At 57.3% G+C, this 15478-nt stretch carries 11 protein-coding genes; 9 read left to right on the forward strand and 2 right to left on the reverse strand.

The features are described from left to right. The first annotated feature begins 106 nt into the window (after positions 1 to 106). From NTD86_RS11785 to NTD86_RS11800, 4 genes are all read left to right on the forward strand, one after another. Positions 107 to 598: a DUF3015 domain-containing protein gene (locus tag NTD86_RS11785; protein WP_262202391.1), complete on the forward strand. Its 492-nt coding sequence runs from the start codon at positions 107 to 109 to the stop codon at positions 596 to 598. A gap of 77 nt (positions 599 to 675) precedes the next feature. Further along, a complete protein-coding gene (locus tag NTD86_RS11790; RefSeq protein WP_262202392.1) occupies positions 676 to 2529 on the forward strand; it encodes a DUF4105 domain-containing protein in 1854 nt (617 codons plus the stop codon). A 15-nt stretch (positions 2530 to 2544) separates the two neighbouring features. Further along, on the forward strand, positions 2545 to 2856 hold the full coding sequence (locus NTD86_RS11795) for a chorismate mutase (RefSeq protein WP_262202393.1): 312 nt from the start codon (positions 2545 to 2547) through the stop codon (positions 2854 to 2856). Positions 2857 to 2976: 120 nt separating this feature from the next. Further along, on the forward strand, positions 2977 to 3471 hold the full coding sequence (locus NTD86_RS11800; RefSeq protein ID WP_262202394.1) for a GreA/GreB family elongation factor: 495 nt from the start codon (positions 2977 to 2979) through the stop codon (positions 3469 to 3471). Here the strand turns inward: NTD86_RS11800 and gdhA are convergent. Continuing rightward, positions 3468 to 4805: an NADP-specific glutamate dehydrogenase gene (gene gdhA / locus NTD86_RS11805; RefSeq protein WP_262202395.1), complete on the reverse strand. Its 1338-nt coding sequence runs from the start codon at positions 4803 to 4805 to the stop codon at positions 3468 to 3470. The two genes, NTD86_RS11800 and gdhA, sit on opposite strands and share 4 nt — an antisense overlap. 327 nt (positions 4806 to 5132) lie before the next feature. Next, complete coding sequence (gene ettA, locus NTD86_RS11810; RefSeq protein WP_262202396.1) at positions 5133 to 6800, reverse strand: energy-dependent translational throttle protein EttA; 1668 nt, start codon at positions 6798 to 6800, stop codon at positions 5133 to 5135. Between the two features lie 291 nt (positions 6801 to 7091). Between ettA and NTD86_RS11815 the strand changes: the two genes are divergently transcribed. From NTD86_RS11815 to NTD86_RS11835, 5 genes are all read left to right on the forward strand, one after another. Beyond that, positions 7092 to 10949 (forward strand): bifunctional diguanylate cyclase/phosphodiesterase, encoded by a 3858-nt coding sequence (locus NTD86_RS11815; RefSeq protein ID WP_262202397.1) that lies wholly within the window; start codon positions 7092 to 7094, stop codon positions 10947 to 10949. 92 nt (positions 10950 to 11041) lie between these two features. After that, a complete protein-coding gene (gene glyA, locus NTD86_RS11820) occupies positions 11042 to 12295 on the forward strand; it encodes a serine hydroxymethyltransferase (protein ID WP_055101792.1) in 1254 nt (417 codons plus the stop codon). A 342-nt stretch (positions 12296 to 12637) separates the two neighbouring features. After that, a complete protein-coding gene (locus NTD86_RS11825) occupies positions 12638 to 13951 on the forward strand; it encodes a C4-dicarboxylate transporter DctA (RefSeq protein WP_262202398.1) in 1314 nt (437 codons plus the stop codon). Between the two features lie 38 nt (positions 13952 to 13989). Then, positions 13990 to 14694 carry a FadR/GntR family transcriptional regulator gene (locus NTD86_RS11830; RefSeq protein ID WP_262202399.1) on the forward strand — a complete coding sequence of 235 codons (705 nt, stop codon included), beginning with the start codon at positions 13990 to 13992 and terminating at the stop codon, positions 14692 to 14694. Between the two features lie 25 nt (positions 14695 to 14719). Beyond that, positions 14720 to 15382, forward strand: a complete 663-nt coding sequence (locus NTD86_RS11835; RefSeq protein WP_262202400.1) for a GntR family transcriptional regulator — start codon at positions 14720 to 14722, stop codon at positions 15380 to 15382. Positions 15383 to 15478: the final 96 nt, after the last annotated feature.

A 15478-nucleotide genomic window follows, 5' to 3' on the forward strand; every position in this document is an offset into this window, starting at 1 on the left:
GCCTAGACTCCTAGATGTTGCGAGACTGGATTAATAACCGGCCCGCTCTGGGGCATGACGCCCAGAACCCCTTGTCCATTGATTGCACGCATAGAGAACAATGAATATGAAACGGATTCTTCTCGGTACTCTTTTTACAGCGGTTTCCCTCAATGCCATGGCTCAAGCACCTGGCGGTCCGAACTGTGGTTGGGGCAACATGCTGTTTGAAGGTCAGCGCGGCACACCCGCTCACTTCTTGGCCTCCACCACCAACGGTACATCCGGCAACGCCACGTTCGGCATGACCTCAGGCACCAACGGCTGTACGACCAAGGACGCCCTGACTTACGGCGGCAAATCGTGGATTGCCATGAATGGCATGATGAACGAGCTGTCCGAAGACATGGCCAAAGGCAATGGCGAGGCACTGACTACCTACGCGGTAGTACTGGGTGTCGCCCCTGAAGACCGCGAGCATTTCGCCTCTGTCACCCACGAACACTTCCAGCAGATCTTCAGCAAGGCTGACGTGACCGCAGATGATGTTCACACCAACACACTGGCTGTTCTCAAGAGCGATGCCCGTCTGTCCAAGTACGCAACTGCTGCGTCATAAGTGAAACGTGTCCGCTCCCCAGGGAGCGGGCATTTGGCTGTTTTTCATTTCTATTCGCCTGACAACAGTTGCTCACCATGCTCAAACGCCTTGCCTATCTGGCGCTCTGTGCCTGCGCCCCGCTGTACGCCGCGCCTCAAATCGACAATCAACGTTTGCAGCAACTCGCCAACGACCCGTTCTGGATTTCTCTGGGCCATTATGAAGCCCGTTCACTCGGCGGCTGGCGAAGCTATGTCAGCGACGACAAATTCTTTCTGGCCCCGGACGGAGCCCACCACCCTGACGCAGAGCTGCGTGCAACCGTCGAGGCGTTGTATGCCCCGGTAAGCCTGGGCGACAAACACCCGCAGTGCGTGTACCCGGCCCGCACCCGCTGGCTCAAGGCGCAACTGAACCTCAACGACCTGCCCAAAGTGGACTGCGCAGAGTTCACTCAGTGGTTCTCCGACGTCGCGCCGCACAGCACGGTGATGATCTTCCCGGCGGCGTACCTCAACAGCCCGTCGTCCATGTTCGGCCACACTTTGCTGCGCATTGACCAGGCCGATGTACAAAGCAACAAGACCTCGCTGCTCAGCTACGCGATCAACTTCGGCGCCTATATCGAAGGCTCCGACAACAGCATTCTGTATGCCTGGAAAGGCCTGGCCGGCGGTTATCCCGGCCTCTTCGCCCTCGTCCCCTACCAGGAAAAACTCTCGGAATACCGCAGCCTCGAGAACCGCGACCTGTGGGAATACCGACTCAATCTGACACCCGAAGAAACCCAGCGCATGGTCGAACATGTGTGGGAGTTGAAACAGATCAAGTTTGATTATTTCTTCTTCGATGAAAACTGCTCGTACCGCCTGTTGGAACTGTTGCAAGTGGCGCGCCCGGGCTTGCAGTTGACCACCCAATTCCCGCTGACCGCGATCCCCACCGACACCGTGAAAGCGGTCAAGGAAGCGGGCCTGGTCGACAGCATTGAGTACCGCCCGTCTCGCGAGCGCGAGTTGCTGGACCGCGCCAAAGTTCTCGACCCCGAAGAACAGCAATGGGTATTGCAAGTCAGCGCCGATCAGGGGCAGTTACAGAATCCGGCATTCATGGCGCTGCCCAAAGCGCGTCAGGCGCTGATTATCGACGCAGCCTATCGACTTGAGCGCTACCGCGCCAACGGCCTTGAACGCGATACCGGGCGTTCGCAACGCAGCTTTGAACTGTTACGCGCCATCAACCAGAACCCGGCGCCAGAACTGCAAGTCGAGCGCCCCGAACTCCCCGAAAACGGCCACGAATCACGCACCTGGCAACTCGGCGCGGGCAGTCGCGACGACAAGGCCTTTGCCGAATACGGCCTGCGCATGGCCTATCACGACCTGAACGACAACGCACCGGGCTTCCCGCTGGGCGCGCAGATTGAAATCCTCCAGCTCAAGCTGCGTCAATACGAAGGCAATAAGTGGCAAGTACAGCAATTGGACCTGGCCAACATTCGCTCCCTGACTCCGCGCAACGCACTTTTGCAGCCTTGGTCATGGCAAGTGGGCGGCGGGCTCGAACGAGTCCTGGGCAAACATGGCAATGAACGACTAGTCACCCACGCCAACGGCGGCGCAGGTGGTACTTGGCAGTTAAGCGACAACCTGCTGGGCTTTGCGTTAGGCACCGTGCGGGTCGAGCACAACAACGACTTCGCTGCGTTTGTTTCACCGGCCGCGGGCTACAACACTGGCGTGCTGTGGCGTAACCCGGTGGGCAACCTGAGCCTGGAAACCAAGGCTGACTACTTCACCAACGGCGAAGTCCGCCGTAGCCTGAGCCTGAATCAGCAATGGGAAATCTCCCGTAATTTGGGGCTGCGATTGACTGCGCAACGTGAGTTCAGCCACCTTGCCTCACCGGTCAACGAAGTGATGCTTGAAGTTAAGTGGTATCACTACTGAAAGGAGCTTTAGAGCATGGCAGTTAACTGTGATTCCTTGGAACACGTACGCGGGCACATCGACGCGCTCGACCGCCAGATCGTCGCCTTGCTGGCCGAGCGTGGCGCCTATGTATCCCAAGCCGCGCGGTTCAAAAAAGACAGCGACGCAGTACGCGCCCCACAACGGGTTGAGCAAGTGATCCATAAGGTCCGAAACCTGGCTGACGAACTGGGCGCTAACCCCGAGGTGGCCGAAGCGGTATATAGGGCAATGATTGCCGGGTTTATCCAACAGGAGTTGGCCGAGCATTCGGCGCTGGATAACTCTCTGGCGCAGCCAAAGTAGAGGGAACCGATGGGGGGATGCTGAAGAGACTCGCTGGCCTGTTTGCTGCGCGACAGCGCGGCGTCGAAAACAGGGCGGCCCCTCCTACGGGAGAAAACGGTTAACAAAGGGACTGCCATCATGAGCCGTGCATTTGTAAACGAAGACAGTGCCGCCAATCAGGCCGATACACCGGTTGAGCGTCAGGTCAGCGAACAGCCCAATTACGTCACCGCCCAGGGCCTTGAGCAACTGCAAGCCAAGGTCGCTGAGCTGCAACGCCTGCACAGCGCAGAAGCGTCCCGCAAGGACGCGGCCGACCAGCAGCACCTGGCCGATATGGAGCGCGATTTGCGCTACTTCAATCAACGTCTGCACAGCGCACAGGTAGTCGCCCCCGCGACCTCGACGCAAAAGGTGCAGATTGGCAGCTGGGTCACCTATATCGATGAACAGGGCACGCAAAAGCGGGTGCAACTGGTCGGGGAAGATCAGGCCGATACGGCGCAGGGCTTGATTAACTGGGGCTCGCCGCTGGGTCGCGCGCTGTTGGGCGCGCGACAGGGCGATGAAGTGCTGTGGATTCGACCCGCAGGCGATTTGCAGGTCGAGATCCTCACGATAGAACCGGGTTAGACCACACCCTGAGCCAGCATGGCGTCGGCGACTTTCACGAAACCTGCAATGTTGGCGCCCTTGACGTAGTTGATACGGCCGTTCTCTTCGCCGTAATGCACGCACGCATGGTGGATCGACTGCATGATGTTGTGCAGCTTGTTGTCCACTTCACCGGCCGTCCACAGCAGGCGCATCGCGTTCTGCGACATTTCCAGGCCACTCACCGCCACACCGCCTGCGTTCGAGGCTTTGCCCGGCGCGAACAGAATGCCCGCGTCGATAAACAGGTCTACCGCCTCAAGGGTGGTCGGCATGTTCGCGCCTTCGGCCACGCACACGCAGCCATTGCTCAGCAGCGTTCGGGCCGCGTCGGCGTCCAGTTCGTTTTGCGTGGCGCACGGCAAGGCGATGTCACACGCCAGGTTCCACGGGTGCTGACCTGCCAGGAACTCCAGGCCAAACTGGCTGGCCAGTTCGCTGATACGTCCACGCTTGACGTTTTTGAGATCCATCAGCGCGTCCCACTGTTCATCGTTCAGGCCCGCTTCGCAGTACAGGGTGCCTTCGGAGTCCGACAGCGAAATCACTTTGCCGCCCAGGTCCATGACCTTGCGTGCTGCGTACTGCGCCACGTTGCCTGAACCGGAGATCGCCACGCGCTTTCCATCAATGCGCTGACCGCTGCGCTTGAGCATTTCCTGAGCGAAATACACACAGCCAAAGCCGGTGGCTTCAGGGCGAATCAGGCTGCCGCCGTAGCTCATGCCTTTGCCGGTAAACACTGAGGTGAACTGGTTGCTCAGACGTTTGTACTGACCAAACATGAAGCCGATTTCGCGCGCCCCCACGCCAATATCGCCCGCCGGTACGTCAACGTCAGAACCAATGTGGCGGTACAACTCGCTCATGAAGGCCTGGCAGAAGCGCATCACTTCAGCGTCGCTCTTGCCCTTGGGGTTGAAGTCGGAACCGCCTTTACCACCGCCCATGGGCAACGAGGTCAGGGAATTCTTGAACGTCTGCTCGAACGCCAGGAACTTCAACACGCCCAGATTCACCGACGGGTGGAAACGCAAGCCGCCCTTGTACGGGCCAATCGCGCTGTTCATCTGGATGCGGAAGCCACGGTTAACCCGAACTTTGCCTTCATCGTCGACCCATGACACGCGGAACACAATTGCACGCTCTGGTTCGCAGATGCGCTCAAGAATGCCTGAAGTCAGATAATGCGGATTGGCTTCAAGAAACGGCCACAGGCTACGCAGGACTTCTTCCACCGCTTGGTGGAATTCTGGCTGGTCCGGGTCACGTTTTTTCAGGCGAGCAAGGAAGTGGTCGACGGATTCGATCATAGGGAAGTCTCGGCAAATTTGTTGTCGTTAAACGGAGATTGGCCAGAACTTTAACAATTCATTCCGCACCGCGACAGCGCAAAATGTCGCAGTTATGAATTTAAATGGTGCTTTTATATAAATAGCCTCGGTTTTACCCGACTTTTGCGCACCAAAAAAGTGATTTATGTACTCAGTTTTGCACCAATAAAAACACGCAAATCTGTAGGAGCGAGCTTGCCTCGCGATCTTTCTCACGATCAAAAGATCGCGAATCAAGCTCGCGCCTACAGGGTCCCCCAAAAAAAACGGAGCCCCGAAGGGCTCCGTTTTTCTTGCAAACCGGCTTTACTGGGCCAGTTTTTTGTGGCGCACACGGTGCGGCTGGGTGGCCGCTTCGCCGAGGCGCTTTTTACGATCCGCTTCGTACTCGGTGTAGTTGCCTTCAAAGAAGACCGCTTGCGAGTCGTCTTCGTACGCCAGGATGTGCGTTGCAACACGGTCCAGGAACCACCGATCGTGAGAGATCACAATGGCAGCGCCCGGGAAGTCCAGCAGCGCTTCTTCCAGAGAACGCAGCGTTTCAACGTCAAGGTCGTTGGACGGTTCGTCGAGCAGCAGCACGTTGGCGCCCTCTTTCAAGGTCAACGCCAGGTGCAAGCGACCGCGCTCACCACCGGACAGGTCCTTGACGAACTTCTGTTGGTCGCCGCCCTTGAAGTTGAAACGGCCCACATAGGTACGCGACGGGATTTCATAGTTACCGATGCGGATCACGTCGGAGCCATCGGAAATGGCCTGGAACACAGTTTTGCTGCCATCCAGGTCGTCACGGCTCTGATCAACGCACGCCAGTTGCACGGTGTCACCGATTTCGATGCTGCCCGAATCCGGCTGCTCTTTGCCCATCAGCATGCGGAACAGAGTCGACTTACCGGCACCGTTACCACCGATCACGCCAACAATGGCGCCTTTAGGCATGGCGAACGACAGGTTGTCGATCAGCACGCGATCGCCGTAACCCTTGGACACGTTCTTGAACTCGATAACCTTGTCACCCAGGCGCGGACCGGCCGGAATGTAGATTTCGTTGGTTTCGCTGCGCTTCTGGAATTCCTGCGATTGCAGTTCTTCGAAGCGTTGCAGACGCGCCTTGGACTTGGACTGACGTGCCTTGGCACCTTTACGCACCCATTCCAGCTCGTCTTTCATGGCCTTTTCATGGGCCGACTGCTGCTTGGATTCCTGGGCCAGACGCGCGGACTTGGCTTCAAGCCAACCCGAGTAGTTGCCCTCGTAAGGAATACCGGCGCCGCGGTCGAGTTCCAGAATCCAGCCCGCCACGTTGTCCAGGAAGTAACGGTCGTGCGTGATCGCTACCACGGTACCTGGGAAGTCGTGCAGGAAGTGCTCCAGCCAGGCCACCGAGTCGGCGTCCAGGTGGTTGGTCGGTTCGTCGAGCAGCAGCATGTCCGGGGCCGACAGCAGCAGGCGGCACAGGGCCACACGGCGCTTCTCACCACCCGACAGGTGTTCGACCTTGGCATCCCACGCCGGCAGGCGCAGTGCATCGGCGGCCACTTCGAGCTGACGCTCAAGGTTGTGACCATCACCGGCTTGCAGGATGGCCTCGAGCTTGGCTTGCTCAGCGGCCAGCTTGTCGAAGTCGGCATCCGGGTCAGCGTATTCAGCGTAAACCTGGTCCAGACGCGCTTGCGCATCCTTGATCACGCTCACGGCCTCTTCGACCACTTCGCGCACGGTTTTGCTCGGATCCAGTTGCGGCTCTTGTGGCAGATAACCAACATTGAGCTCTGGCATTGGACGGGCTTCACCGTCGAACTCGGTGTCGACGCCAGCCATGATTTTCAACAGAGTAGATTTACCCGAACCGTTCAGGCCAAGTACGCCGATTTTGGCGCCCGGAAAAAACGACAAGGAGATGTTTTTCAGGATTTCCCGCTTCGGCGGAACAACCTTACTCAGCCGATGCATGGTGAAAACGTATTGAGCCATGGATAACCTAGCGTCAGTGACTGATGAATAAGGCGCGAGCGATGCCCAGATCAGGCCATAGCACAAAGACAGGTATTGAACGGATCAATGCCTGCTCGCAGAAAAAGCCTGAATGTAGAAGCCAAAATGCACTCGCGTAACCGGCAAAGCTACCTGAATGCGCTGAACAGGGCAAACCAGCGCACGCCACGGCACTGGCACTTTGCCACGACCCAAGGCATGCTAGCCCTCCTATGGGCGTCCAGCTAATAATACGCTCCGCGCCATAGCCGCCAATCCCAGGATCACAGCTTGCCCAACGTAGCCCCGCCCACTCTCGTCAATGCGCCAGGCCAAACCCTTGGCCCACCCGTGCGCGGATCGTTAAAAGGTGCGCTGGCAGCGCTGGTGTTATTGCTGCTGGGATTGCTGATCTGGTTATTGATTGAACAGTTCAAGGAAACCCTCGAACACGAGCATCAGGCCAGCGTCCATTACAGCGCTGACCTGGCCGACCACATCAGCCTGAGCCTGGCACTCAAGGCAGAAACAGCCCTCAACCAGTTGCCACTTTACGAACTCCCTCGCACAACGAGCCAGCAACTCGCGGTGGTCAGCCAGTTACGACCTGCCCTGCCGAGCTTGCACAGCCTGGCTTTGCTGAGCCCATCGGGGGACATCCTGCTCGACAGCAGCGGCGCCAGCAACGACGTGGCTTTTTTAAAGGAATGGGTGCTGAGTAATCCGCCCCAAGGTCGTGCCGATGTGTACTACTACGGCAATAGTCCGGATGCTCGCGTCATTTATTTGCGGTTGCGACCGTCCAATGGCACCTTCAACGGTTACTGGCTACTGCGCCTGAGCCCCGATATCCTGCAAAAGCTGGCGCGCCGAACCGCCGAAGATAACCGTCCACAATGGCTGATCGAAAATAGCCAGTCGGATCAGGTTCTCAGCCGGATGGACACCGCCACCACTGGCGCCACACTCAGTCCAGCCGACCTTGAATCCACAGTGGTGCAGGTACCCTTGAGCCACAGCGACTGGCAGTTGCGTGGCCTGTTCGACAGCAGCCAGGCAAGTGCACATCTGTTGCCGGGCTTGATTGGCAAATGCCTGCTCGGCCTGATGTTCTCCATGCTGCCTATTCTCGCGCTGCTCAACATGCGTCGGCGCCAGCGTCAATTACATGAAGGCCGACGCCGCTACCACGACATTTTCGAAGGCACCGGCGTAGCCCTGTGCGTGCTGGACCTGGCCAGTTTGCCGGGCGTGCTTGAGCGCGAAAAACTGCACGACCGCGAGGCGCTCAAGCATTGGCTACAGGACAACCCCGAACGGCGGCGCCTGTTATTTGAACAACTGCGTATCACCGAAGTGAACCAGGTGGCCCTGCAACTGCTGGGCATCAACTCAGGCCATGAAGCCTGGATTAAACTGATCAACGGCTGCCCGGCCACCCCTTCGGCCATCGGTTATCAGTTGGTGGAGGCCGTACTCGAACACCAGCAGCAGCTTGAACTGGAAATAAAACTCACCGACGAACAGGGTCATGACCAACATTTATGGCTGGTCATGCGCCTGCCCGAAGACCGCCAGGACTACCACGCAGTTATTCTGAGCCTCAGTGACATCACCAGCCGCAAGCTGATCGAACTGTCACTTCAAGAGCGTGAAAGCTTCTGGTCGGATGTGGTGCGCACCGTCCCTGACCACCTCTACGTACAAAATGTCATCAGCCAGCGGATGATGTTCAGCAACAACCATTTGGGCCAGACCCTGGGCTACAACAGCGCCGAATTGCAGCAAATGGGGCTGTTTTTCTGGGAGCTGCTGCTCCACCCCGAAGACGCCGAGCACTACAACCAATTGCGCCAGCAACAGCGCGACGGCGGGTATGTCCAGCAACTCGACTGCCAGTTGCGCTTTCGGCATCAAAGCGGCGAATGGCGCCGCTTTGATATTCGCGAACAAGCCCTGGCCCGCGACACCGACGCCCAGGTGACGCGCATTGTCGGTGTCGCCAAAGACATCACCGATCAGATCGAAGCCAGCGAGTCGTTGCGCGACAGCGAGCATCGCTACCGGATGCTGGCCGAAAGCATCAGCGATGTGATTTTCTCCACCAACAGCAACCTGCAACTCAACTACGTCAGCCCCTCGGTGGAAACCGTACTGGGTTATAAGGCCGAATGGGTGTTCCAGCATGGCTGGAAGGCAACCATCGCCAAACCGCAACAGTTGAGCGGCCTGAACAGCCTCATCGAACGAGTCAGCGATGCGCTCGACAAGCCGGATCAACTGGAGGCCCTGCGCACCCAACTGCACACCCAATTGTTTCTGCTCGATTGCTTGCGCGCAGACGGACGCAAAATTCCGATCGAGTTGCGTCTGATTCTGGTGTGGGACGAAAACGATAAATTTGAAGGCTTGCTCGGTGTTGCCCGCGATATCAGTCAACAACGCAGCGCCGAAAAAGACCTGCGTATGGCCGCCACAGTGTTTGAACACTCCACCTCGGCGATTCTGATCACCGACCCGGCCGGCTATATCGTGCAAGCCAACGATGCCTTCAGCCGGGTGAGCGGTTACTCCGTTGAGCAGGTGCTCGATCAACTGCCTAACCTGCTGACGGTAGATGAACAGCAGCAAGCACACTTGCAGTACGTGATCAAACAGCTGAACCAGCACAACACGTGGGAAGGCGAGGTGTGGCTCAAACGCCGCAATGGCGAACATTACCCGGCATGGGTCGGGATTACGGCGGTGTTCGACGACGAAGGCGACCTGGCCAGCTATGTGTGTTTCTTCAGCGACATCAGTGAGCGCAAGGCCAGCGAACAGCGCATCCACCGGCTCGCCTACTACGATGCCCTGACTCACCTGCCCAACCGCACACTGTTCCAGGACCGCCTGCACACCGCGTTGCAGCAGGCAGAACGAAACAAGTCGTGGGTAGTACTCATGTTCCTCGACCTGGACCGCTTCAAGCCGATCAACGATTCGCTGGGCCACGCGGCGGGTGATCGCATGCTCAAAGACATGGCCACGCGCCTGCTGGCGTGTGTCGATGACGATGACACCGTGGCGCGCATGGGCGGCGATGAGTTCACCCTGCTCCTGCAGCCCCGCGCAACCCGCGTGATGGCTTTGAACCGGGCGGTCGGGGTGGCTGAGCAAATCCTCGCCAGCCTGGTGCAACCGTTCGTCCTGGAAAGCCGCGAGTTTTTCGTTACCGCCAGTATCGGCATCGCCCTGAGCCCGCAGGACGGCAACGAACTCAGTCAACTGATGAAAAACGCCGACACGGCGATGTATCACGCCAAAGAACGCGGCAAAAACAACTTCCAGTTCTATCAGGCCGACATGAACGCCAGCGCCCTGGAGCGACTGGAGCTGGAAAGCGACCTGCGCCATGCCCTGGAACAGCAGGAATTTATTCTGTATTACCAACCGCAATTCAGTGGCGACGGCAAGCGCCTGACCGGGGTTGAGGCGCTGCTGCGCTGGAACCATCCACGCCGCGGGCTTGTGCCGCCGGGAGACTTCATCCCGGTACTGGAAGAATTGGGGCTGGTGGTGGATGTCGGTGACTGGGTGCTGGCCGAGTCGTGCCGCCAGCTCAAGCGCTGGCACCAGGAGAAAGTGCGCGTGCCAAAGGTCTCGGTCAACATCTCGGCGCGGCAGTTCTCGGACGGCCAGCTTGGCACAAGGATCGCCAGCATCCTCAAGGAAACCGGCCTGTCACCGGCGTGCCTTGAGCTGGAACTGACCGAAAGCATCTTGATGCGCGAAGTCAGCGAAGCGCTGCAAATTCTCGCCAGCCTGAAAAACCTGGGCCTGAGCATTGCTGTTGACGACTTCGGCACCGGCTACTCGTCGCTCAACTACCTCAAACAGTTCCCAATCGACGTGCTCAAGATCGACCGCACGTTTGTCGACGGCCTGCCCGCGGGCGAGCAGGATGCGCAAATTGTCCGCGCAATTATCGCGATGGCCCACAGCCTCAACCTGGCGGTGATCGCTGAAGGCGTCGAGACCCACAAGCAGCTCGAATTCCTGCGTGAACATGGTTGCGATGAAATCCAGGGCTACCTGTTTGGCCGACCGATGCCTGCCCACCTCTTGGTCAAGCAATTGCAGGCCTATGGTTTCAAGCTTGCAACCTGATCAAGCGCGCCGTGAATCGCTTTCATATGCCAGTTAAGACCCCATTGGGTTAGAATGCCCCCCTTTTCAGCCCCCGATCCTTGAGGACCGCCATGTTCAGCCGTGATTTGACACTTGCCAAGTTCGACGCCGACCTTTTTGCCGCCATGGAGCAAGAAGCTCAGCGCCAGGAAGAACACATCGAGCTGATCGCTTCGGAAAACTACACCAGCCCAGCGGTGATGGAAGCTCAAGGCTCGGTCTTGACCAACAAATACGCGGAAGGCTACCCAGGCAAGCGTTACTACGGCGGCTGCGAATACGTCGACGTGGTTGAGCAACTGGCCATCGACCGTGCAAAAGAGCTGTTCGGCGCCGATTATGCCAACGTTCAACCGCACGCCGGTTCCCAGGCCAACAGCGCCGTTTACCTGGCCCTGCTGTCGGCTGGCGACACCATCCTGGGCATGAGCCTGGCACACGGTGGTCACCTGACCCACGGCGCCAGCGTTTCGTCCTCGGGCAAACTGTACAACGCTGTTCAATACGGCATCGACGCCAACGGCCTGATCGACTACGACGAAGTTGAGCGCCTGGCCGTTGAGCACAAGCCAAAAATGATCGTGGCCGGTTTCTCTGCCTACTCGCAGATCCTGGACTTCCCGCGCTTCCGCGCCATTGCTGACAAAGTGGGCGCTTACCTGTTCGTCGACATGGCCCACGTCGCGGGTCTGGTCGCCGCTGGCGTTTACCCGAACCCGGTTCCATTTGCTGATGTGGTAACCACCACCACTCACAAAACCCTGCGCGGCCCACGTGGCGGCCTGATCCTGGCCAAGGCCAACCCTGAGATCGAGAAAAAGCTGAACTCGGCTGTATTCCCGGGTGGTCAAGGTGGCCCACTGGAACACGTGATCGCAGGCAAGGCAGTGTGCTTCAAAGAAGCCCTGCAGCCTGAGTTCAAGGTTTACCAGCAACAAGTGGTGAAAAACGCCCAAGCCATGGCTTCGGTGTTCATCGAGCGCGGTTACGACGTGGTCTCGGGCGGTACTGAAAACCACCTGTTCCTGCTGTCGCTGATCAAGCAAGACATCTCCGGTAAAGACGCTGACGCCGCGCTGGGCAAAGCCTTCATCACCGTCAACAAAAACTCCGTACCTAACGACCCACGCTCCCCATTCGTGACGTCCGGTCTGCGCTTCGGTACTCCGGCTGTGACCACCCGCGGCTTCAAAGTTGAAGAGTGCCGTGAACTGGCTGGCTGGATCTGCGACATCCTGGACGACATCAACAACGAAGCCGTAATTGATGCCGTTCGCGAAAAAGTAAAAGCTATCTGCAAAAAGCTGCCGGTGTACGGCAACTGAGTGTAAATCGCTGAATAAAAAGCCCGGCCTTGAGCCGGGCTTTTTTTTGCCTGCCCTGTAGGAGCGAGCTTGTCTCGCGATCTTTTGATCTTAAGCGCTTGCTCCAAGCCTGGCACTGATCCTGAAATCACACCGTTCAAAACCCAAGAGAGGCTTTAGCTGGCATGATTCCTATCAACCGGTAAGACCGGTCAGCCAATTTAATGAAAATTTACTTGATAAACTTAAAAAACACACCCTAGACTGATCGCGAATTGGACATACCGGTAAGACCACAATAATTAAGTCCTGAAGACGATTTGCTCGACATACGTTTGCCAGGACACTGCCAGGATTCCTCTCATGATCAGATGGTGCTCGCGGTCAATCTTCTTTCAAGTCGTACTGGGCCTCCTCTTGGGCGCCGCCTGCGGCCTTGTTCTTCCTGAATACTCTTCCCACCTCAAACCCTTGGGCGATGCTTTTATCAAGCTGATCAAAATGCTGATTGGCTTGATTGTGTTCTGTGTTGTAGTCAGTGGTATCAGCGGTGCAGGCGACTTGAAGAAAGTCGGGCGGATCGGCCTTAAGTCGGTCATTTACTTTGAAATTTTGACCACGATTGCACTGGTCGTGGGATTGGCCTTCGCATTCAGCAGCGGAATCGGCACAGGCGCCAATATTCATCTGGATCAATTGCCTAACGCCTCGGTCAGTGACATCGCCCAACGCAGTGAACATATGCAGACGACTGCTCAATTCTTGATGGATCTGATCCCGACCTCAGTGATTGGAGCCTTTGCTGACAACAACATTCTGCAAGTGTTGCTGTTTTCCGTTCTATTTGGCAGCGCACTTAACTTGGTCGGTGAAGCCGCGTCCGGTATCGCTCGACTTATTGACGAGTTGAGTCATGTGATTTTTCGCATCATGGGAATGATTGTGCGCCTGGCACCTATCGGAGTGTTCGGCGCCATCGCCTTCACGACCAGTGCGTACGGCCTGGACTCGTTGCAACACTTGGGCAGTCTGGTGGGTTTGTTTTACTTGACCTGCGCGGCATTTGTTTCAGTGATCCTGGGCGTCGTCATGCGCGTCTCGGGCCTGCGTCTCTGGCCGCTGATTAAGTACCTGCGCGAAGAGCTCACAATTGTATTGGGCACCGCATCGTCCGATGCTGTTTTGCCACAGATCATGCGCAAGCTGGAACATCTCGGTATCGGCAGTTCTACCGTAGGGCTGGTGATTCCGACTGGTTACTCCTTTAATCTCGACGGCTTCTCGATTTACTTGACGCTGGCCATCGTGTTTATCGCCAACGCAACCGGAACACCGTTGGCCATGACTGATTTGCTGACTATTTTGCTGGTGTCGTTAATCACCTCAAAAGGCGCTCATGGCATCCCAGGTTCAGCCTTAGTGATTCTTGCTGCTACCTTGACGGCAATCCCGGCGATCCCAGTGGCGGGGCTGGTTTTAGTGTTGGCTGTGGACTGGTTTATGGGCATTGGTCGCGCACTGACTAACCTGATCGGTAACTGTGTGGCGACCGTTGCGATTTCCCATTGGGAAAAAGACATCGACGTTCAACGTGCCAGCAAAGTACTTGCCGGCCTGCCGGGCTATACCTTTCGGCCGCTTAAACCTGAGGTCATTGTCGGGCCTCAGGAATTTTGAAGTCTTCTAAACCTCTTTTGTAGCTCATGGAGCGAAAAGTGATCACCTCTTCAACGGTTGTAAATTCGGTGGTAGAAAAACTCAGGTCAGCGCTGGCTCAAGGCGAATGGCGCAGCGGAGAGATGCTGCCTGGGCAACGGGAGCTGGCTGAAAAGCTCGGCATCAGCCGTCCGAGCCTGAGGGAAGCCATCATCGTGCTGGAAACGCTGGGACTGGTCCGTACCTTGCCGAGCAAAGGCGTTGTGGTGCTGGAAAGCAACGTTTACCAAACGCCAGTGCAAGAGAATGTGCTGGCCCAAGCCAGCATGGAAGACGTCCTGCAACTGCGTTACACCCTCGAGCCTTTTATCGTCGGGCTGGTCGCGCAATCTATTAGCAGCAGGGAAGTCGGCCAGTTACGGCTGACGCTGATGGACATGCGCGAAGCGCTGGAAGCCAACGACAGCGAAGCCGGGGTCAACGCTTACATTGCTTTTCATGAGGAGCTGTTCAAGCTGACGTCTAACCCCATCTTTCAGAGCGTTGTCCTGCAAACCAGCAACGCCCTGAAACAAAGTGCACAAGTGCTACGAGACTCACCTGAGCACATGGCAGAAAGGCTTGAGGAAAACGAAGCTGTAGTACGCGCGATTCGTGCCAAAAACAGTGCGCTGGCGGGCGCCGAAATGCGTCGCCATATTCTTCGAGAAGGGCAGCGTGTGGGAATAGCGCTGAATGTACCTGACGAAAACCCCAGCAGTTGAACATGTTTCAGACTGGAGACTGACCATGAATTCTCATGCTTTGTTGCCCCCCATCTCCTCACTCCCCGAGTCACGTCCACGGCCTGCAACGTCGCGTGTCAATGACGCTTACGCCCACCTGCTCGACGCCATTATTGAACAGCGCCTGCCCCCCGACAGTCGCCTGAGTGAAGAGCGTCTGGGGCTAGAGTTTGGCGTCAGTCGGCTGCAGATTCGTCACGCACTGACGTTACTGGCCTATCAACAAGTCATCATCCTGCAAGCCAGAGCATGTGCGCGGGTTGCGAGCCCTTCCGACGAGCAACTACGTGAAGCCCTGCATGCTCGACGCCTCACCGAAATGGCCTTGATACCCATGGCCTGCCGACGGGCACAAAGACATGATGTGGAGCACTTGCACAGCCTGCTCGATTATCAGCAGCAGTCGCGCGCTGGCAATCAACGTGGCGCGGCAATTCGGTTAGCGGGGGCATTTCATCTGCATGTGGCCCACATGGCCGGAAACGCCCCCTTGGCGTATTTCCTTTCCAACCTGATCCCAATGACATCACTGGCAATTACCCGCCGTTCGAACGCAACCCAGGGGTGGCACCAACAGTCTGCAATAGCCAACGCCGTGGCAAATCGAGATGAAGCCACCGCTTTAGCGTTACTCAATCAATACCTTGATGACCTGATGCCGGCGTGAAGCCGGCACGTTAACCACGTCTCAGCCATCGCGATGGCGCTGCCGCAGGCTGCGATCTTTTGACTTTAAAGTTCGCAGCCCTTGGCATCTCCTACG

Source organism: Pseudomonas sp. 7P_10.2_Bac1 (genome assembly GCF_025465935.1).
Taxonomy (GTDB): Bacteria; Pseudomonadota; Gammaproteobacteria; order Pseudomonadales; family Pseudomonadaceae; genus Aquipseudomonas.

What these genes read in the sequence shown, in the direction of transcription:
- NTD86_RS11785 (WP_262202391.1), top strand. Translation starts at nt 107, where the DNA reads ATGAAACGGATTCTTCTCGGTACTCTTTTTACAGCGGTTTCCCTCAAT.
- NTD86_RS11790 (WP_262202392.1), top strand. Translation starts at nt 676, where the DNA reads ATGCTCAAACGCCTTGCCTATCTGGCGCTCTGTGCCTGCGCCCCGCTG.
- NTD86_RS11795 (WP_262202393.1), top strand. Translation starts at nt 2,545, where the DNA reads ATGGCAGTTAACTGTGATTCCTTGGAACACGTACGCGGGCACATCGAC.
- NTD86_RS11800 (WP_262202394.1), top strand. Translation starts at nt 2,977, where the DNA reads ATGAGCCGTGCATTTGTAAACGAAGACAGTGCCGCCAATCAGGCCGAT.
- gdhA (WP_262202395.1), bottom strand. Translation starts at nt 4,805, where the DNA reads ATGATCGAATCCGTCGACCACTTCCTTGCTCGCCTGAAAAAACGTGAC.
- ettA (WP_262202396.1), bottom strand. Translation starts at nt 6,800, where the DNA reads ATGGCTCAATACGTTTTCACCATGCATCGGCTGAGTAAGGTTGTTCCG.
- glyA (WP_055101792.1), top strand. Translation starts at nt 11,042, where the DNA reads ATGTTCAGCCGTGATTTGACACTTGCCAAGTTCGACGCCGACCTTTTT.
- NTD86_RS11825 (WP_262202398.1), top strand. Translation starts at nt 12,638, where the DNA reads ATGATCAGATGGTGCTCGCGGTCAATCTTCTTTCAAGTCGTACTGGGC.
- NTD86_RS11835 (WP_262202400.1), top strand. Translation starts at nt 14,720, where the DNA reads ATGAATTCTCATGCTTTGTTGCCCCCCATCTCCTCACTCCCCGAGTCA.